The sequence below is a fragment of the Fructilactobacillus florum DSM 22689 = JCM 16035 genome (assembly GCF_001436645.1).
Classification (GTDB): domain Bacteria; phylum Bacillota; class Bacilli; order Lactobacillales; family Lactobacillaceae; genus Fructilactobacillus; species Fructilactobacillus florum.
In genome coordinates this window covers 127,134-147,568 of the sequence record NZ_AYZI01000003.1, presented here as the reverse complement: position 1 = coordinate 147,568, position 20,435 = coordinate 127,134, and the positions used below count along the sequence as shown (strand labels likewise).

The following is a 20,435-nucleotide window of genomic DNA, read 5'->3' as shown; positions in this document are numbered from 1 at the left end:
TAATCTTGGAGGATTAAAAAATGTCAGATCATAAAATTATTGAACAAGCCCAAAAAATGCAAGAAACAATTGTTAGCTCAGAACAGTTTGCGAATCTGAAAAGTGCCTTTGCAGACTTAAAAAAGGAAAAAGAAGCTTACCAAGTCTTTACGGACTTTCAAGCTAATCAAAACGAATTACGTCAAAAGCAAATGAACGGTCAGGAAATCACTCAAGATGATATGAAACATGCGCAGGGGCTGGCTGACAAAATGAATCAGTTGCCTGCCATTAAGCAGTTGATGGAACGCGAAAAAGCCATGGGTAAGTTGATTGACGAAGCCAATGCTGTTATCACGGAACCGCTACGCAAGCTTTATCAAGAATAGTTGCTGAAGAACAGGAGCGCTGCGGCGCTCCTGTTCTGTTTTATGGGAGTTTAATTATGAAATTTATTCATACGGCTGATCTTCATTTAGATACGCCTTATCAAGGCTTGCAGGGAGCAGGCACCCCGCAAGAACTATGGAAAAAACTACGGCAGGGTCCATATGACTCTTTTCATCAATTAGTAAATGATGCCCTTGAACAACAAATTGATTTTATGCTGATTGTTGGCGACATTTTCGACAGTCAGCATCAAAGTGTTACAGCTTTAAATGCCTTTACAACCGAAATGGAGCGGTTACAGGACGCTCAGATTCCGGTTTATTTATCGTTTGGTAATCATGATTTTCAAGCTGATGATGGGCGAGGACTTCATTTGCCTGCTAATGTTCATATCTTCCCCCAAGAACCAACCACGCTAACCCTGACGCTGGCAGATGGTAAAACTGTTGCGATTACGGGGTTTAGTTACGGAACCCGAGCAGTTACAACTGACAAAGCTGCTGCTTTTCCCTACCGGGGTACAGCTGACTATCAGATTGGGATGATTCATGGGGCAGAAAAAACGGGCGCGAATAATAATTATGCCCCGTTTACTGTGAATGAATTGTTAGAAAAAAATTATGATTACTGGGCGTTGGGTCATATTCATAAGAGAATGGAACTATGTGCATCGCCATTAATTGAGTATCCCGGGAACATTCAAGGTCGGCATAAAAATGAAACAGGGGAAAAAGGCTACTTACAGGTTGATGATAGCGCCGGTCATCTTAGCAAAAGCTTTCACGAAACTTCCCCAATTATTTTTTCTTCGTTGTCATTTTCACTAACAGCCGGAATGCAGGATTCGGAGTTGCTGAATGGTTTGGAGCAGCTGCTTGCAAGTCAGCACTATCAAAAGCTACATTTAATAAATATAGTTTGTCGTGCAACAGAACCAGTTTTGAATCAAGCACTCGAGCAAAATATTTTAACGGGAATTAGTCTGGCTCATTTGCAAGATCTCCTTCAAGAACAGAATTTATCCGAGTGGGTGTATGAGCTTTCGTTAGTGGAGGAAACCAGTCTGAACTTTACTAATCTTGATCAAGAATACTGGGAAGCAACTGCCCCTGAAATTTTTAGTAGTGAGCATGTGCTTGCCCTTGGTAAAAAATTATTTGAAAAAGGCTTTTTGTTTAATGAATTTCAAAATGAGGTGGCGTACACGGCTTTGCAGCGAGATAGTGAACTACTATTAAGAGCAGCAACGCAGAGGAAGGAAGATCTTAATGAAGATTAAACAAATTGAGATTGATAACTACGGTAAATTTCACCATTTTTCGTTGGAGTTGCAAAACTTGCAGGCACTGTACGGGCGAAATGAAGCTGGTAAAAGTACAATGGTCAGTTTCATCTTGGATATGTTGTTTGGGTTTGAGAAACGTAGCACTAGTCATCCTTACGGGCCTAAAGATAAAAGTAAAATGAGTGGGGGACTCACGATTGAGCAGCAGGGACAAGTTTTTCATTTACATCGGGTAGATGCAAAAAATGGTGGAGATTTAACCATTACCGATGCAGCAGGTAAGGACCAATCGGCGGATTTACTAAAAAAATGGTTAGGTCCAATTGATCGTAAAACCTACCAAAATTTATTTTATTTCAGCTTTCCAGATTTGGGGGCAGTGGCTAACCTATCTAAGCAAAAGTTAAATCAATTGATCAATCGGGTTGGTGTAGTTGGCGTAGACGAGTGGTTGGAACTAGCCGAAAAGTTGGAGAAAGAAGCGAAACAACTTTATGCACCGCGGGGTCGAACTCGAAAATTAAACCAACTGTTACAGGAGCATGAAAAGTTAACGAAAAAGGCTCAAACTTCTCAAACGGACTATCCCAAATACTTAGAAAATCAGCAACAAGAACAGGTAATTGCAACTAAGCGAGCTGAAAATCAAAAAGCATTGACAAAAGTTGCCTCTGATCTGCCTAAATTAGAAGATGAGCAACGCCTCTGGAATAAATATCAGCAGCTCCAAGCGCTACGACAACAAAAATTGACGGGAAGTGCAGGATTTGAACCAGCTGATTTAGAGGCTAGTAACAAGCTCCAAAGTTCCTTAGAAATTGCTTCTCAGAACTTAGAAGAACAACAAAAACAGGTAAACTCCTATCAAAAACAAGCACCGCAACAACCGGATTGGTATCAATTCTATATTGAACATAAGCGCCAAATTGAGCAACTAGCTCCCCAAGTTGAGTCGGCCGCAGAACAGCAGCGCCAACTCAATCAAATTACGACCGAGCTGCAGAATGATGAAGAACAATTAACGACAATTACTCAAGCAGCCGGGGGACCACAAAGTAAGCCCTTTGATCAAACTACTAATCAAAAAACCGCCGAATTGTTGCAAAAGCAACAAGCTTTACAGCAACAGGAACTCCAATTGTCCCAAACTCCTTCCCAAAATCCTAACACTAAGCCGACTCCTTCATGGGAATGGTTTGGAATCGCTGGAGGGCTTTTATTAATACTTGGTGCTATTTTCTTGGGAGGGGTTGGACTGGTCATTGGAGGACTATTAGGATTAGCTCTGCTAGGAATTAGTTGTTATCAATTGTTCGGCCAGCAGCAAAAACAGGGGTCAGCATCATCGACTTTTCCAAGTGCGACGGAATTACAGACCCAATCAGCTCAGGTTGAGCAAGAGCTGACGTCGATTGGACGCCAATTTAACATTAGTCAGGTGCCAATGGCACAGTGGACAAATGTATTACAGGCCAAAATTAATCAACGAGATTTACAGAAAGCAGCATTTCAAAAAAAGCAGGCGACACAGCAGCATTTGCAAACAGCGCTTACTCAGATGCTCTCTGCTTGGCAGTTTGCTGCACAACCTTTTGGCTTGCAGGCAAACGCCCCCGCCACACAAATCCAGCAATTGCAACGAATTTTGGCTGAAGCACAAGATTGTGCTCAGAAACAGTCAAATTATCAACAACGACTGCAGGAGCTTCAACACGCTGCCACCACTGCTTTGCAGAAAGTTGAACAGCTCCAACGTAATCAACAGCAATTTTGGCAACAACGGCAAGTGGATGGTCGGCATAGTTTTGAACAAAAATACAAGGAACAGCAACAGTTGAAACAAAAAAGAATGGAACAGGCTGAGTTAGAACAAGTACTTACGCCCACAGTACTAGCGAGCTTGAAGCAATACCAGGATGAATCAGCTTTGCAACAAAAAATTAGCAAGTTACGGCAGCAGCGCACGGAGTTGAGTACCACCGGGACTCAATTGGCGCAGGAACAGGCACAATTACAAAGAGAGTTGCAACTACAGGCGAAAGATGGAACCTTTGCTGAGATTCGTCAGCAACTAGCTAATCTTGAAACTGAAATAATTCAGCAGACTAAAATTTACTTTGTGAATCAATTGAGTCACGATTGGATTGAAGCAGTTTTAAATCAGGCTAACCATGGGCGCTTCCCGCAAGTTCAAGCACAGGCACAAAAATATTTTGCTATTTTGACTGATCAGCATTATCAAAAGATTAGTTATAAAAATAAAATGGAAGTTGTTACAAACGACGGATTCCGGTTTAAAGTGAGTGAACTATCACGAGGAACCACGCAACAACTATATCTTTCACTGGTGTTGGCTTTTACTAGCTCATTTAGCGACCAATATCCAATGCCAATTATGGTTGATGATGGCTTTGCTGAATTTGACTGTGTCCGAACCAAACACGCACTGGAATTGTTGAAAGATCTAAGTAAAAGAACGCAGGTAATTTATTTCACGGCTGATGAACGTATTTTACAAGACGACTTAATGCCCGCCACGCAAACGTTATTAACGAATAATAAGGAAAACAATTAAAAAAAGCTTCACTTTTCAGAATTGAAAAGTGAAGCTTTTTTAGTTGCTTAGTTTAATTTTTTTCAACGTAACCGGAGAGCACATCTTTGAGATCATTATCATTAATGTGAACATCGCCGTCTTTTAACACTTCAGAAACAACTTTGTGCATGGTATTGCTATCAGACATGCGTTTGGTTGCTAATTGTTGTTTAACTTCTTCTTTATGGTCATTTAAGCTACCTTTCTTAGGATGCTTAACCATTTTAATCACTGCATATCCTTGTTGCGTCTTAATTGGTTCAGTCGAGTAGTCGCCATCTTTCAGCTTGAAAGCTGCTTGTTTAACCGATGATTCTACGCCCTGAGTTGAGTTGTCAAAAGGAGGGGTTTTTCCACCGTTATTTTTATTCGATTCGTCTTCTGAATATTGTTTGACAACATCATTCCATTTTTTGCCATTATTTAAATCGTTGATGGCATTTTGCGCTGTATCCTTATCCTTGGTCATAATGGTTTGAACCGTTACCTTTGGCTGGAAGGATTTGAATTGCTTTTCCAATTGCTTGTTAGAAAAGTCGGTTCTTGCCATCACAGCTTGTTTTAACATTAGCTGATCTTTCAAGGATTGTTTTAAGGTTGACTCGGTCATGCCTTGTTGTTGTAAAAGCGCCTTGAATTGACTACCATATTGGGATTTGTATTGATTGAGTTGTTTATCAACATCAGAATTTTTAACTTTGTCACCGTATTGTTTTTCTAGAACTTTATGCAAAATCATTTGCTGAAGCTGCTGTTTTCCTTGTGGAGATTTCTTCAGTTTATTGTAGAAATCTTCTTGGGTAATTTTTCCACCGTTAGTAGTAGCAACACTTTTGCCACCCGCACCACAGGCTGCTAATGATAAACTCATTAAAACTCCAGCTGCTCCGAGCGCGATTTTTTTTCTAGTAATTTTCATATTTGTCCATCCTATCCTTTACTGCTTGATTTGGAAACTTTTAAATCATACTTGCTTAAATATAACACATTTAGAATTTTCAGAGAATAATTAGCACAAAATTAAGCATATTTTAAAAATTAATGCAACTGTTTTTTGATGGCCGTTTGAAGAGCTTGGTACTGCTGTGGTTGATAATCTGTACTGTGGTCTCCAAAATGAATGTTAAAGTCATCGGTTGGCTGGTAACGGGGAATCAGGTGAAAATGGGCGTGAAAAACGGACTGGTAGGCGACGACTCCGTTATCATTAACGATGTTCATTCCTTTAATTTGTGGATCACTAGCGCGAATGGCACGTGCAATCTGTGGAATGCGGCTAAAAATTGCACCTGCCTGATCCGTTGACATGGCATAGATGTCTTGTAAATGTTGTTTGGGGATAACGAGAGTGTGCCCAGGGGTAGCTTGGGAAATATCTAAAAAAGCCAGGACAACGTCGTCTTCAAAAACAGGATAACTAGGAATATCACCAGCAATAATCTTACAAAAAACACAATCAGAATGTAAATTTGACATGGTTAAACTCCTTTCTAGCTTTGATTATAGCATGGACGCAGGCTCTGATTTGCAACAATTACATATGATATACTATTAATTGAAGAATTAAGGGGATGAAAAAATGGGTTTGCAAGTAAATAATTTAACAGGGGGCTACTCTTCCGTTCCAGTAATAAAAGATGAAACCTTTGACGTGCAGTCAGGGGAACTGGTGTCACTGATTGGTCTGAATGGGGCAGGAAAGTCAACCACGATTAACCATGTCATCGGTCTAATGACTCCCTTTTCTGGGAGCATTACGGTCGATGGAATTGAACTACAACAAAATGTACGACAATATAAGCAACAATTAGCATACATTCCAGAAATGCCAGTTCTTTATCCAGAGCTAACGCTACGCGAACATTTGGATGTCACCATGATGGCATATCAACTGGATCGAACCACCGCTTGGAAACGGGCTCATGAACTGTTGCGACGGTTTCGATTAGATAATAAATTGGATTGGTTTCCAGCGAACTTTTCAAAGGGAATGCGGCAAAAAGTCATGATTGTGTGTGCGTTTGTAACTGATGCTCGCTTATTTGTGATTGATGAACCCTTTACTGGACTTGATCCATTGGCAATTGATGATTTATTAGAATTGATTACGGAACGAAAACGACAGGGAGCAGCGATCCTAATGTCGACGCACGTGCTGGACACGGCAGAAAAATATTGTGACCGGTTTATTTTGATTAACGACGGTCACATTAATTATGAGGGTCCATTGGCAGCCATGCAAAAACGCTATGCAGATACTGGTTCGACCTTAACTGACATTTATCTAGCGATGGCAAGGGATGGGCAACATGAGTAAGATCTTCAGGCAACGATTGACGAGCCATATTACCGAACTAACCAAATATCTTAAATATGTTTTTAACGATTTCTTTGTGATTGCGCTCCTATTTTTTATTGGAGCATTGGCGTTTGCTTACGGAAATTTATTACAACATTTGAGTGGCGGGCAACCCTGGGAACAAGGGGTCATTTTGTTGGGACTAGTAGGTGGCTTGCAACTAGGGAACCTAGCGACCCTGATTCAGGCTCCCGACCAGGTTTTTTTGGCGCCCCAAGAATTTGCATTTCCGTCCTATTTAAAACGCGCTTATTGGTATAGTTATGCGCTTTCTGGCTGCATTCAACTGCTCATTTGGTTTGTCTTGTTGCCCTTTGTTAGTTTGTCATTGGGATTTCAATCGTTACAACTCAAGGAGCTGTTATTGTTGATGCTGGTTTTGAAGGGGGGCTTACTTGATTTTCAAGTTGGACAACTTTATTTAGCCCGCCCCCTCACAACAATAGCTCGAATTAGTGGCGCCTGGCTGTTACCATTTGGGATCACTGCTGTTGCAGTTTTAGGATGGCCTCTTGTATCACTATTACTAGGATGTGGTTATCTTGCGGGAGTGTTGTACTGGAGCAGGGAACGAAGCGTTGCACTCAATTGGAAGTGGCTCGTTCGAACTGAAAGTCGCCGAATGCAACGTCTCTATCAGATTTTTGCCTTGTTCACTGATGTGCCAACTTTGCCAGCTCGACCTCGCCGGCGTCGCTGGGCTGATTCCTGGTTGCGGTGGTTACAACAAGATCAAGCACATCTTTATCTGAACTTGTATTTTCGTTCATTTGTTAGAAACTCCACTGAAAGTGATTTATATGTACGAGTTATTTTCCTTGGAACGATTATCTTATTGTGCTTGTCCAACCAATTAATGGCAATAATCATTGCCTGGTTATTGATCTATATGACGGGAGTCCAATTGACTCCGTTTGCTGGATACTTTCGACAAAATTCACTGTTACAGATTTATCCGGTTACCGGTGCAGAGCAAGCTCAAAATTTCCACCAGTTTTACGTTAGCTTAATCGGGATAGAAATTATTTTATTTAGTCTAGCAACCTGGTGGGGGACTTCATCATTATGGAGTGGTGCGGTGACCTTAGCCGGTGGTTTGTTGCTACTATTTGGTTTAATTAAGACCGTTGTTCGCCACCAACTTAATAAAAATAGGAGAGAGACGTATGCGGATTAGAAAGAAGAAATGGGCGTTACCATTTTTAGCTGATCATCCCAATTTGGTTGTCGCAGCACCAGAAAAATATCGGGGGAGATGGCAAGAACGGTTCGCTCAGCCCGCCCCATTAAACATTGAGATTGGCTCGGGAAAGGGTGCTTTTATTGTTGAAATGGCGCGCCGGCATCCCGAGCAAAACTTTATCGGAATCGATATGGAAGATGCCGTGCTGGCCATGGCAGTACGCCGAGCATTGACTGCGGGAGTTTCAAATGTCCAATTTATTCTAACTAATGGTAAGGCTATTTCTGAATATTTTGCGAAAGGAGAAGTTCAACAGCTGTATCTGAACTTCTCAGATCCTTGGCCTAAAAAGCGCCATGAAAAGCGTCGCTTAACGGCCCCCCAATTTTTAAAAATTTATCAAGAAGTTTTGCCTGCAAAAGCTAAGTTAAGCTTTAAAACCGATAATCGCCCCTTATTTGAATATTCGCTGGTAAGTCTAAATAACTTCGGGTTGCATTTTGAAAGGATTGATCTTGATTTGTATCAAGCAGATCCAGAAATTTTGGCGGCTAACGTTGCAACTGAATATGAAGATAAATTCAAAGAAAAAGGCCCGATTTATCGAATCGAGGCCCGTTTTCCTGATAAAGTGGTTGATTAAACGGTTGTAACCGGCTTGATGTGGTAGATTTCTTTAGTAGTTGGATTGAAAAGGAAGGTATAGGCCTCTTGAACACCAGAAGTGCGATCAGTGACTTTCACGCCTCCCTCGTATTCTAGACCGCGCTGATTTTCAAAATCAATCCAGTAGCCGTTAATCTCTTGGTTATTAAAAACCGTCTTAATGGTTGGAAGCAACGCTGCTTTAATAGCATTTTCATGAGCTTGTTGCCGTTTTTTTAAGTAAACTAGGGCAGTCGTTCCGGCCAAAGATAACAAGGTTGGAATAATAAATTTTTTACTACGCAAAAGTGAATCCCCCTTTAAAGTAATTTTTGAAGCTCATTAAATAACAATTACTAATCACTGAGTTATAATAACACAGATAGGAGTGATATATGATGGAAGAATTAGCAGTAATGGATGCAAAAACCTTAAAAAATAAGATTGCCAATGGCAACTACCTACTCTTTTTTACCGCTAGCTGGTGCCCTGATTGTAATTTTATCAAACCAGCTATGCCCGAAATTGTTCAAGATTTCTCAAACTACACCTTTCTTGAAGTTGATCGAGATGCTAATATTGAACTATGCAAAGAGTTAGATGTCTTTGGGATTCCAAGCTTCATTGCTTTTCATAATGGCAAAGAAATTGGTCGCTTAGTAAACAAAGATCGAAAAACCAAGGCGGAAATCGAAAGTTTTATTGCAGGACTAGACTAATTTAAAAGGATAGGAGTACATCAAAATGCTGATTGCTAGTTATAATCCTCGTCAGATTGGGGATGTTTTACTACTGGTGCTGGGTCCAGACCAGCCTAACCAGCGGTCGGTTCGTAAGGGGAATGTTGTCGCGCTACAAGCGGGCGGTCAGACCGTCGGGTATAATATTTTTAATGCGAGTGAACTTTTGCCAAAATTAAAGGGACAGGTCGGGCACATTGGTTTATCTAAAGCAGAAATTACGACCTTGAATGAGGTCTTGCAGAGTCAAGGTTTCTCGGATCGATTGCCATTAACTTCGCCGGCTACTTTTGTGGTGGGACAGGTTAATGTTGTAAAACCACATCCCCAGTCGACTCATCTGCAGATTACGGAAACGGAAGTCCAAGCTGGCAAGGTTTTACAAATCGTCAGTGGTTCGCCAAATATAAAAACCGGGATTAAAGTAGTCGTAGCTGAAGTTGGAGCCATGATGCCTAACGGTCAATTGATTTGGCCTAGTAAGTTAAAGGATGTCGAAAGCGATGGTATGATTTGTTCTGGTCGTGAACTACGCATCCCGCATGCTCCTGATAAACCAGGAGCCTTGATTTTACCAGCTAATTATCAGGTAGGGGATCCGTTTGATTTTGAACAAGCAGCGACCTTGTTTAACGAATAGCTACTATTCGTTTTTTTATACATAAATTTTTAATTAGGATGAGAGATTATGAAGCACTATGACGGTCCCGCTTTTTTTCGTAAATATTTTGATGGAAAGATTCCGTTTCAAAAGCCTACTGAGTCAACCGGACACGCAACTTCAGCTTTTCAGTCACGGCGATCACCTGCGCCAACAACTAAGCCGAGTTCGTCCTTTTTAAAATCAACCGTCGCAGTGCCACAACATGATTTGGTGCAACAAACTGCAGCTTTTCAGCCTCACAATCATGCTGGCAAGCGCCACTATCAGGGGATAAAGACAACTTTGAGTCCCCGTTATCAGCGAGCAATTCAGGCATTAACCAATGATGCAAATTTAATTTGGTTGACGACCGAAGTCTCAGTTACCTCAAAAGATCAATCGGGAAACCATTTAAAGTGGTCGAAGCTGCCCACCACGGTTTCTGAAAAAAAGCCAAAACTACCTGCAGATATTCATGAAAACGAAAATGAAAACACTGTGGATAACTCTGCCAAATCAACTCCAGCTCCCACCCGAAGGGGATTGGGGCATTCACTTCAAGAAATTTTTCAAGATGAAGATTTAGGAGCCGAAAAATTAGCACTCTTTTCGGAGAGGACTTCAACCTCGAAGCAAGACGCTGTGATGCCCACAGCCGAAACGTCGAAAAAAGCAGCACTTTCGCCTAGCACAAGCGATTCAAACGAGATTTCAAAACCAGCCAAGAATCCGCAAGCGGTTGGGTCACAGGCTGGGAAGCTTCCCAGCTTGAAATTACTAAATCCACCGGTGGAGCTTCCAGAAGATGAACAGGATGACTGGATTTTACAACAGGCTGAAGTTTTAGATCGTACGCTTGAAGCTTTTCATGTGAGCGGTAAAGTTGTTTCCTGGACAAATGGTCCAACGGTGACTGAATTTCAGGTTAAATTAGCACTTGGGGTTAAGGTCAATAAAATTACGAATCTTAACGATGACTTAAAATTAGCACTGGCAGCAAAGGATATCCGAATTGAAGCACCAATTCCCGGTAAATCCACGGTTGGAATTGAGATTCCCAATCCCCAACCCCGACCAGTTATGCTGTCAGAAGTTCTTCAGGCGTCAGCCTTTCAAACTGAGCAGGCACCAAATCAAATCGCCCTGGGGGTTAGCATCGCGGGCAATCCAGTTGCTAGTGATTTGACTAGTATGCCCCATGCATTGATTGCTGGGGCAACCGGCTCTGGTAAAAGTGTCTTCATCAATAGCATGTTATTATCATTGTTGTATCATGCAACACCACAAGATTTGCGAATGCTTTTGATTGATCCAAAGGCTGTAGAGTTAGCTCCTTATGAAGGAATTCCACATTTGTTGACCCCAGTTATTTCTGATCCACAGGAAGCCGCAGCTGCCTTGAAATGGGTAACAGAGGAAATGGATCAGCGTTACGAAAGACTTCGTGCTGCAGGAGTACGGAATCTGGAACAATATAATCGTCAGGCCAAGAGTACGGGACATGCGGCTGATCAGTTGCCTACAATACTAGTCGTAATTGATGAGTTAGCAGATTTAATGATGGTTGCGGCTGGTGAAGTTCAGGATTATATCGTACGCATCACGCAAAAAGCACGGGCTGCCGGGATTCATTTAGTCATTGCCACGCAACGACCAAGTGTCGACGTCGTTACTGGAACCATCAAAAATAATATTCCAACTCGGATTGCTTTTATGGTTGCTAGTCAAATTGATTCACGAACAATTATTGATCAAGCAGGAGCAGAGCGTTTGTTAGGACGTGGTGATTTGCTGTACCTTGGAAACGGGGCTAGCAAGCCAGAACGGCTACAAGGAGCATTTGTGACTAATGCTGAGGTTGAAAAAGTTACGGTTGCTGTGCGCGCGGAAGGTCCGGTTCATTACGAATTTGATCCGCGATCACTCGTTAAGCAAGCCGATCAAGCCACTGCTCATGATGAACTGTGGTCTGAATGTTTGCGCTACTTGGCAGATGAGAAGACGGTTTCAACCTCTAAAATCCAGCGTGTTTTTTCGATTGGCTACAATCGAGCTGCCAGTTTGATCGATGATTTAGAGCAACATCAGCTGATTTCAGAGCAACGAGGAGCAAAACCACGGGATGTTTATCTGACGCCTGAAAAACTCCAGCAGTTAAATAATTAATAAGCCTTAGACTTTAGCTCTAGAAATTGGTATTCTTGAGGAACAGGACTGAGAAGGGATTACACAAACAACTATGACAACAACTACAAAAATTAAATTAAATCATAATAGCACTTACTTTTTCGTTGGGATTAAGGGAACTGGGATGAGCGCCATGGCTTTGGTGGTTAAAGCGATGGGGTATCAAGTAGCGGGTTCAGACATTGAAAAATATACCTTTACACAAAAGGGACTAGAAGATGCTGGAATTCCGTTATATCAGTTTAGCCCCGATAACATTCAGCCAGGGATGACTTTGATCGTTGGCAACGCTTTTAGTGATGATCATCCAGAGGTTCAACGTGCGCGTGAGCTAGGGTTGCAAATTTATCGCTATCCAGAATTTTTGGGTGAGCTAATTCAGGGCTACACTAGCATTGCGGTGTGCGGGGCACATGGAAAAACCAGTACAACTGGGCTTTTGTCGCATGTACTCAGCGGCATCGCTCCTACTGACTTTTTGATTGGCGATGGTAGTGGGAATGCCATTCCCGATGCACGTTTTTTTGTGTATGAAGCAGACGAATACCGCCGGCATTTTATGCCGACCTATCCAGATTATGCGATTATGACGAACATTGATTTTGATCATCCTGATTATTATACGGGGATTGATGATGTGTTCGATGCTTTTGAAACCTTCGCCGGACACGTTAAAAAGGGAATTTTTGCATGGGGTGATGATCCATACTTGCGCAAAATTAAAGCAGCGGTGCCCATCTATTACTATGGTACGAAAGATGCTGATGATTTTCAGGCAGTAGACGTCAAACGAACCACTACGGGTTCGACGTTTAACGTCCATTTTCAAGGTCGTGATTTTGGTCGCTTTGAAATTCCGCTCTTTGGAGAACACAACATTTTAAATGCCCTGGCGGTAATTGCGGTTGCTTACTTTGAAGAGGTCGACTTAGCTGAAATTAAGCGTGAACTCCTGACTTTTCAAGGGGTTAAACGCCGTTTTTCACAAGTTAAAATGGGTGATATGACTATTATTGACGATTATGCTCACCATCCCTCTGAGATTCGGGCAACCCTTGATGCAGCGCGACAAGAATATCCGAATAAAGAAATCGTAGTAGTTTTTCAGCCACATACTTTTAGTCGAACAATTGCCTATTTGGATGATTTTGCCGCTACGCTAAGTAAAGCTGATCACGTTTACGTTACAAAAATATACAGTTCGCCACGAGAGAAGTACGGAGACGTAACCAGTCAGGATTTGGTTGATAAGATTAACGGCAGTCAGCTAATCACTGAAGCAAACATGTCGCCGTTATTGGATTACCATGATGCCGTAGTGATTTTTATGGGGGCGGGCGATATTCAAAAATATGAACGAACCTATGAAGATTTACTTAGTCATTTAAGTAAAAAAATTAACTAAGTTTGCTGTAAAAAATAATTAGCCCATCTAATTCTAAGCCCCTTAATGGTCGGCATGATTAACTGCCAACTCGGGGGGCTTTTTTTATTATAAAATGATGTAAAATAGAAATATCTGGAAAAACAAGCAAACAATCATAAAGGGGTTTTTCAATGGCAGCTAAGAAGTTGTTACTTTTAGATGGAAATTCATTGAGTTACAAAGCTTTTTTTGCACTTTACCCATCATTAGATCGATTTACGAACGCCGATGGTCTCCATACGAATGCAATTTATGGCTTAAATCGTATGCTGGATGATCTTTTGAAAAAAATGCAACCAACAGCAGTTTTGGCGGCTTTTGATGCGGGTAAAACAACTTTTCGGACGAAAATGTATTCTGAATACAAGTCTGGTCGTGCCAAGATGCCAGAAGAATTGCGCGAACAATTCCCCTTTATTTTAGATTTATTGAAGGCTCGTGGAATTGCCACTTATGAATTGGCTGATTATGAAGCTGATGACATTATTGGCACGGTGGCACTTCGGGCGGAACAGGCGGGTTATCAAGTAGAGGTAGTTACTGGTGACCGAGACTTAACGCAACTTTGTTCTGATCACACGACCGTTTCAGTTTCAAAAAAAGGAGTCAGTGAGCTAGTGGCGTATACCCCTGCCTATGTGCAAGAAACCATGGGAATCGAGCCTCGGCAAATTATTGATGTTAAGGGGTTGCAGGGAGATCAATCGGATAATTATCCAGGAGTTCGCAAGGTAGGACCAAAAACAGCGGTCAAATTGATTCATCAGTTTGGGACGATTGAACAACTCTATCAGCAGCTTGATCAAGTTAGTGGGAAAAAATTACGAGAAAATCTGGAGCTGGATCATGAACAAGCGCTCCTTTCGAAGCAACTAGCGACAATCAACCGGAAGGCTCCGATTACAATTGATTTGTCAGAATTAACCTATCAAGCAACGATTCTTCCTGAATTAGCGGATTTTTATCGGAAAATGAATTTCAAATCATTTTTAAAGGAATTAGGAAGTGATTATCAGGTGAGTCCGAGCTTGCCTAAACTGGATTATCAGGTTTTGACGGAGGATAATCTACAGCTGGTTAACGAGTTGGGTAATGATATTACTTTTAACTTGGAAATGTTAACCAGCAACTATCATACGGCCGATCAAATTGGATTTGTGATTGGGGACGGGCAACGCTGGTTAGTTAGTCAGAAAGTGGAGTTACTGCAAAGCGAACCACTCCGCAAGATACTGGCTGATGAGCGCATGCATAAAAACGTTTTTGATAATAAATCGCAAATTGTTGGATTACATCGGTTAGGCGTGCAGCTTGCTAACGTTGATTTTGATATGTTATTGGCTTCTTATTTGCTTAATACTTTAAACAATGCCGATGATGTTGGGGAAGTTGCTAATCGGCATGATTATCAGCAGGTTCGTCCCGATCAGGATGTTTACGGCAAAGGAAAGCAACTGGCAGTTCCGGCTTCAGATGTTTTGTTTGAGCATATGGTGCAAAAAGCGCTTGCAATTCAGACGCTCAAACCAACGATGTTGGCAGATTTAAAAAAGCACGAACAGTTAAATTTATATCGTAACCTCGAAGTACCACTTTCACGTTCTCTTAGTGATATGGAAATTACCGGCATTACTGTTAATGCTGAACGGTTAACGGAACTGAAAAGTAAGTTTAGCGAGCAATTAGCAGAAATTGAACAGTCAATTTATCAAAGTGCCGGGATGCAGTTTAATATTAGTTCACCTAAACAACTTGGTGAGGTTTTATTTGAAAAGATGCAGCTACCGGTTCTAAAGAAAACTAAAACCGGATACTCCACTTCCGTTGATGTTTTAGAAAAATTGGCGCCGGACTATCCTATCATTGAAAAAATCCTTAATTATCGACAACTGACCAAGTTGATTTCGACTTATATTGATGGGATCATTGGTGATATTTTTCCAGATGGGAAAGTGCACACCCGGTATCTCCAAACCTTAGCTCAGACGGGACGGCTCTCCTCGGTTGATCCTAATTTGCAAAATATTCCAGTTCGTACAGAGGCTGGTCGTCAGATTCGATCCGCCTTTGTTCCCAGAAGGACAGACTGGCAATTATTTTCTTCTGATTATTCGCAAATTGAGTTGCGAGTACTTGCTGCAATTTCAAAAGATCAGCAAATGCAGGCGGCCTTTGCTGACGGAGATGATATTCATGCTGCAACGGCGCGTCGAATTTTTTCTCTTCCAGCTGACCAGCCTGTTGATGCTGAGCTTAGAAGGCAGGCAAAGGCGGTTAACTTTGGAATTGTCTATGGAATTAGCGCTTATGGGTTAGCTAATAACACAGGAATTAGCAAGCCAGAAGCTCAGCAATTTATCGATCGTTACTTTGCAGAATATCCAAAGGTAAAAGAGTACATGGAAAAAAGTGTTACTTTTGCAAAGGAGCATGGTTATGTAGAAACAATTGCCAAACGGCGGCGCTATATTCCAGAAATCAATTCTAAGCGCTTCCAACAGCGACAATTTGCTGAACGAGTGGCCATGAATTCACCAATTCAGGGGAGTGCAGCTGATATCATTAAAGCAGCGATGGTAAAAATGAACCAAGTACTACGAGAACGATCTTTGCAGGCACAGATGTTGTTACAAATCCATGATGAGTTAATTTTTGAGGCCCCAAAATCAGAGATTCCCGTGTTAGAGCAGCTGGTTCCTCAAGTGATGGATTCGATCATTAAAACGGATTCAGTACTGCAAGCTGGAACCGCCTTTGACGTTCCACTTAAAGTTGAGAGTCATTTTGGTGATAACTGGTATAATATAAAAAAATAGAATGTAGGTGAAAGCATGCCGGAGTTACCTGAGGTAGAAACAGTTCGTAATGGACTAACCGAGTTGGTGGTTGGAGCAACCATCAAAAAAGTTGAAGTTTTATATCCAAAAATGATTAACTTAGATGCTGATCAATTCATTAAAAAATTGACTAATAAAGAGATTTTAAAAATCGATCGGCGTGGAAAATATCTTTTGTTTAGACTTTCTGGAAGATTGACGCTAGTTTCACATCTACGGATGGAAGGTAAGTATGAGGTACAGTCCATTGGAACTGAACGACCTAAGCATACTAATGTTGTCTTTCAACTTAATGATGGTCGTGAACTACGATACAAAGACACCCGAATGTTTGGCAAGATGGCATTAGTTCCAAATGATCAAGTGTATAATTTATCTGGTTTAAATAAGATTGGTCCAGAACCAACCGAACATGATTTGAGTTTTACGTATTTAAAGGAAAAATTGCAGGGGTCGCATCGAAAGATCAAGGCTTTTTTATTAGACCAATCTAAAGTAGCAGGGTTGGGCAATATCTATTGTGATGAGGTGTTGTGGTTAACTAAAATTCACCCCGAGCAGCCCACTAACTATTTAAATGATCAAACGATTACGGCATTGCGTGCTAATATTATTGCTGAAATTGCTAGAGCCATTCAAGGACACGGAACCACGGTTCATTCATATTCCAACGCGTATGGGGAAGCAGGAAAATTTCAGAACCAACTTCATGCGTATGGACGGCAAGGAGAACCTTGTGACCGTTGCAAGACCCCGCTAGTAAAAATTAAAGTAGCACAACGAGGAACGACCTACTGTCCTAAATGTCAAGTAGTTCATGGAGATGAAAGTGACTAAGGTAATTGGCTTAACCGGTGGCATTGCGACCGGCAAATCAACGGTTGCCAGCTATCTGAAAGTGGCGGGCTGGCCGGTTTATGATTTGGATCAAATTACACATGAAATCGAGGCACATAATCAACCGGTGATTCACGAAATTGCGGCGCACTTTGGTGATGAAGTCATTGACAATCACCAAGTGAATCGCCATCGGTTAGGTGAGATTGTTTGGCAGCAACCGGAGAAATTACGCACCTTGGTTCGGATTTTGACTCCGGCATTACTGGCCGCAATGGAGGAGCGAACAAAGGGATCTTTAACGATTTTTGAAGCCGCCGCACTTTTTGAAAATGGATTTCATCCATTTTTTGACCAGATTGTTTTGTTGACTTGTGATCCAGTGTTGCGATTGAAACGGTTACAGCAAAGAAATCATATTTCATTAAGTGCCGCGAACCAGTTGATTAAAACCCAGTGGCCACAAGATTTGAAATTAGGATTGGTAGATGCAGTTTTTGATAGTAGCCATGGGACCAAGAGCTGTGCTGAGCAGCTGCAAAAATGGCTTGCCAAGCTGGAGTGATCTGAAATGAAATGTCCAAAATGTCAACATAATTCAACTTCAAAAGTAATTGAAAGTCGCCCACTGGCTGATGGGGCGCAGATCAGGCGAAGACGACAGTGTGAGCACTGTGGTTATCGGTTTACAACCTTTGAAATGGTTGAAGTGACACCACTGCTAGTAGTTAAAAAGAATGGGACCCGGCAGGAATTTAATCGGGAAAAATTGCTACGAGGGATTATTCGATCTTGTGAGAAACGACCGGTTTCTTTGGAGCAGATGAATCAGATCGTTGACCAGACGCGAAAAAACATTGAAAGTCAAGACAACGAGAGTCATGAGGTTTCCAGTGCGATTATTGGCGAAAATGTCATGAATGGACTCAAAGATATCGACGAAATTGCCTATATTCGTTTTGCCAGTGTTTACCGCCAGTTTAAGGACATGAATGAGTTTTACGTTAAGATGAAAGAATTGATGGATAATGATGTCAGCCAGGATGATGAGTAGTGATGATGGAACGAGCAGGGATTAATCCCCAAAGTAAATTTAAAATAGCTGCACACACGATACTTGCCAGTGATGCTCGCCAATCATTGGATCAGTTGTATTTACCAATCATCGGCACCAAAGCTTATGCGCTGTTAAATTTATTGTGGGGTTGGTCAGCAAGGGTTAGTGAACATTTTCAACTGATGGAGCGCCTTAGTCTTGATAAGCAAGACCTTTATCGAGCTCGGCAAAAGTGTGAGGGAGCAGGGTTGTTGCGGACATTTGTTAATAATCAAAACGAGGTTTATTACCTATTAGTATCACCGCTAGTGCCCGTTGCTTTTTTTGAAAATCCTTTGCTAAGTCAGTTATTGCTAGAAATGGTTGGTGAATCGTCCTTTTTAGAGCTTAGTCGCATTTTATTGCCAGCTAAACCGGAACTTGCTGATTATCAGGAGACTACGCATGCCCTAACTTCAGTTTTTAGATTTGCAGCTACTACCCCCGCTCAGTTGGTCACGAATGTTAAGCGTAATGCAGCAGCGGTTCAAACAGCAAGAACGCCCACGCCACAGATAACTTTTGATTTTGAATTATTGCTGAGCATTTTGAAAAATTCCTTTGTTGATTTGCAAACGATTAAGAAAGCAAAACCATTGTTTTTAGCCACGAAGGAACTGTATGGTTTAGATGAAGTTGCGCAGGCGAAATTGATTGAGCGGGCTACTAACTTGACTACTAATCGGTTTGATGCGCAACAGTTTCAGTTATTGGTCGCCCGCAAAAATAAATTACAAACGACCGCACCGGCCGCTGATGAACCAGCCAAGCGCGGCAGCCAAGTTAGCTCAACCACTAAGCTCAGTCAGCAAGAGCAGCAACTAGTAGCTGTTGCAGAACGGACTGCTCCCATGATCTTTTTGCAAGGATTAAAGCACGAAAAAGGCGGATTTGTTACTAATGGAGAGGAGCGGGTTTTGCGTAGTTTAGTTGAGGCCCATCAACTTGAGCCGGGGGTCATCAACCTTTTGAGTTATTTGCTCTTGGTTGATCGTGATTATCCAACCTTAAATCGCAACTTAGTAGACACCATTGCCAATGACTGGGCGCAACAGAAAATCACAACGGCAACGGGGGCTTTAGTAGCAATCAAAAACCGTCAGCAACAACGCAAGCAGCAAAAAACGTCGGTCAAAAGAGGGAACGTTCGCGAGACGCTACCGCAATGGGCTAAGCGTGATGCTACTGGACAAAGTGAAAAACCGGTTTCTAGTGCGGAAAAGAGTGAACTGGCCAAACGCCTAGCTAAAATAAATCATGCAAAGGAGGATCAGGATGGATGATATCCGGACAAATTTACGAGCAGCTATGGATCAACAAGGTTTAACAGCGCACTATCGAAAGCTAGTCGAGATGGTACAACAAGATCATGACGTTCAGGATTTTTTGACGGCTCATCAACAAGATTTGGACGCTGCTGTTTTGCAAAAATCAGCCTCAAAATTATATGAATTCGTGACCGAAAAAGCGAAGCTTAAAAAGGGACAGCCGACTTTTGCTCCGGGTTATGAACCGGAATTAGTCTTAAATGATCATCAAATTGAAGTTGCCTATCGTCCTACGGCCAACCAATTGGAAAAACAGCAGCGTCAAGCCAGCTTGCAACGGTTTCAAACCATTGGGATGACAACCGCTGTTAAACAAGCGCGACTTTCTGATTATGAGCCAACTGATCAGCGGATGGTGGCGATCAAAGCCGTTTATGATTTCCTTGAAAAGGAGCATCAAGTAGGACATGGCTTTTTGCCCGGATTGTATTTGTCAGGACCGTTTGGAGTCGGGAAGACTTACCTTATGGCAGCGATGGCGCAGCAATTAGCTGCAACCGGGACTACGGTCTGTCTGGTTCATTTTCCAAGTTTTGCCGTAACCATGAAGGGTGCAATTGGAAATAATCAAGTCACGGAGAAGTTAAATCGAGTAAAACAAGTTCCGGTTTTGATTATTGATGATATCGGAGCCGACGCAATGTCTGCTTGGATTCGTGACGAGGTGTTAGGGGTAATTCTTGAATATCGTATGCAGCATGAGCTTTCTACTTTTTTTACCTCGAACTTCACAATTCAACAGCTGGGCGATGAGCACTTAGCAACTACTAGTCGTGGCGATGTCGAGCCGTTGAAAGCTAAGCGGTTGTTGGAGCGAATTCATTTTTTAGCCCGCCCCATTGAAATTGATGGTAAGAATCGTCGCCAAGAAAGCTAGTGCTTGACAGGTAGCACCTAACTGGGT

19 protein-coding genes are annotated in these 20,435 nt (G+C 41.9%); 16 read left to right on the top strand and 3 right to left on the bottom strand.

Annotated elements, in window-relative coordinates; all coding sequences use genetic code 11:
* Positions 1-20: 20 nt before the first annotated feature.
* From FC87_RS02595 to FC87_RS02585, 3 genes are read left to right on the top strand one after another with little or no spacing between them, the layout of a single operon-like run.
* Positions 21-368, top strand: coding sequence for a YlbF family regulator (locus tag FC87_RS02595; protein ID WP_009166731.1), 348 nt, complete (start codon positions 21-23; stop codon positions 366-368).
* A 56-nt stretch (positions 369-424) separates the two neighbouring features.
* Positions 425-1,648 (top strand): metallophosphoesterase family protein, encoded by a 1,224-nt coding sequence (locus FC87_RS02590; protein WP_056961528.1) that lies wholly within the window; start codon positions 425-427, stop codon positions 1,646-1,648.
* A complete protein-coding gene (locus tag FC87_RS02585) occupies positions 1,638-4,229 on the top strand; it encodes an ATP-binding protein (RefSeq protein WP_056961526.1) in 2,592 nt (863 codons plus the stop codon). The genes FC87_RS02590 and FC87_RS02585 overlap by 11 nt, the downstream gene beginning before the upstream one ends.
* Before the next feature lie 52 nt (positions 4,230-4,281).
* Here the strand turns inward: FC87_RS02585 and FC87_RS02580 are convergent, their stop codons facing one another.
* Together FC87_RS02580 and FC87_RS02575 are read right to left on the bottom strand one after the other, a co-directional pair.
* Positions 4,282-5,169, bottom strand: a complete 888-nt coding sequence (locus FC87_RS02580; protein WP_056961524.1) for a peptidylprolyl isomerase — start codon at positions 5,167-5,169, stop codon at positions 4,282-4,284.
* A 119-nt stretch (positions 5,170-5,288) separates the two neighbouring features.
* Positions 5,289-5,726 carry an HIT family protein gene (locus tag FC87_RS02575; RefSeq protein WP_054689550.1) on the bottom strand — a complete coding sequence of 146 codons (438 nt, stop codon included), beginning with the start codon at positions 5,724-5,726 and terminating at the stop codon, positions 5,289-5,291.
* Positions 5,727-5,829: 103 nt separating this feature from the next.
* Between FC87_RS02575 and FC87_RS02570 the strand changes: the two genes are divergently transcribed.
* Genes FC87_RS02570 through trmB form a run of 3 tightly spaced genes read left to right on the top strand, consistent with a single transcriptional unit; the run spans position 5,830 to position 8,435 of the window.
* Positions 5,830-6,567 carry an ABC transporter ATP-binding protein gene (locus FC87_RS02570; RefSeq protein WP_009166735.1) on the top strand — a complete coding sequence of 246 codons (738 nt, stop codon included), beginning with the start codon at positions 5,830-5,832 and terminating at the stop codon, positions 6,565-6,567.
* Entirely contained in the window at positions 6,560-7,786 is a 1,227-nt protein-coding gene (locus FC87_RS02565; protein WP_056961522.1) for an ABC transporter permease, read from the top strand. Before FC87_RS02570 ends, FC87_RS02565 begins: the two co-directional genes overlap by 8 nt.
* Positions 7,776-8,435 (top strand): tRNA (guanosine(46)-N7)-methyltransferase TrmB, encoded by a 660-nt coding sequence (gene trmB, locus FC87_RS02560; RefSeq protein ID WP_009166737.1) that lies wholly within the window; start codon positions 7,776-7,778, stop codon positions 8,433-8,435. Before FC87_RS02565 ends, trmB begins: the two co-directional genes overlap by 11 nt.
* On the opposite strand, the gene FC87_RS02555 is transcribed toward trmB, so the two are convergent.
* A complete protein-coding gene (locus tag FC87_RS02555; RefSeq protein ID WP_009166738.1) occupies positions 8,432-8,743 on the bottom strand; it encodes a hypothetical protein in 312 nt (103 codons plus the stop codon). The two genes, trmB and FC87_RS02555, sit on opposite strands and share 4 nt — an antisense overlap.
* 92 nt (positions 8,744-8,835) lie before the next feature.
* On the opposite strand from FC87_RS02555, the gene FC87_RS02550 reads away from it, so the two are divergent.
* The 10 genes from FC87_RS02550 (at position 8,836) to dnaI (ending at position 20,408) form a co-directional block, all read left to right on the top strand.
* On the top strand, positions 8,836-9,156 hold the full coding sequence (locus FC87_RS02550; RefSeq protein ID WP_054689557.1) for a thioredoxin family protein: 321 nt from the start codon (positions 8,836-8,838) through the stop codon (positions 9,154-9,156).
* Between the two features lie 25 nt (positions 9,157-9,181).
* A complete protein-coding gene (gene ytpR / locus FC87_RS02545) occupies positions 9,182-9,817 on the top strand; it encodes a YtpR family tRNA-binding protein (protein ID WP_009166740.1) in 636 nt (211 codons plus the stop codon).
* A gap of 48 nt (positions 9,818-9,865) precedes the next feature.
* Positions 9,866-11,986: a DNA translocase FtsK gene (locus tag FC87_RS02540; protein ID WP_056961520.1), complete on the top strand. Its 2,121-nt coding sequence runs from the start codon at positions 9,866-9,868 to the stop codon at positions 11,984-11,986.
* Between the two features lie 73 nt (positions 11,987-12,059).
* Entirely contained in the window at positions 12,060-13,412 is a 1,353-nt protein-coding gene (murC, locus tag FC87_RS02535; protein WP_054689559.1) for a UDP-N-acetylmuramate--L-alanine ligase, read from the top strand.
* A gap of 152 nt (positions 13,413-13,564) precedes the next feature.
* Entirely contained in the window at positions 13,565-16,249 is a 2,685-nt protein-coding gene (gene polA / locus FC87_RS02530; protein ID WP_056961518.1) for a DNA polymerase I, read from the top strand.
* Positions 16,250-16,264: 15 nt separating this feature from the next.
* Positions 16,265-17,107, top strand: coding sequence for a DNA-formamidopyrimidine glycosylase (gene mutM, locus FC87_RS02525; RefSeq protein ID WP_056961516.1), 843 nt, complete (start codon positions 16,265-16,267; stop codon positions 17,105-17,107).
* A complete protein-coding gene (gene coaE, locus FC87_RS02520) occupies positions 17,100-17,672 on the top strand; it encodes a dephospho-CoA kinase (protein WP_054689805.1) in 573 nt (190 codons plus the stop codon). The genes mutM and coaE overlap by 8 nt, the downstream gene beginning before the upstream one ends.
* 6 nt (positions 17,673-17,678) lie before the next feature.
* Positions 17,679-18,161: a transcriptional regulator NrdR gene (nrdR, locus tag FC87_RS02515; RefSeq protein ID WP_056961514.1), complete on the top strand. Its 483-nt coding sequence runs from the start codon at positions 17,679-17,681 to the stop codon at positions 18,159-18,161.
* 2 nt (positions 18,162-18,163) lie between these two features.
* Positions 18,164-19,486, top strand: coding sequence for a DnaD domain protein (locus FC87_RS02510; RefSeq protein ID WP_054689560.1), 1,323 nt, complete (start codon positions 18,164-18,166; stop codon positions 19,484-19,486).
* Positions 19,479-20,408, top strand: a complete 930-nt coding sequence (gene dnaI / locus FC87_RS02505) for a primosomal protein DnaI (protein ID WP_054689561.1) — start codon at positions 19,479-19,481, stop codon at positions 20,406-20,408. Before FC87_RS02510 ends, dnaI begins: the two co-directional genes overlap by 8 nt.
* Positions 20,409-20,435 lie beyond the last annotated feature (27 nt).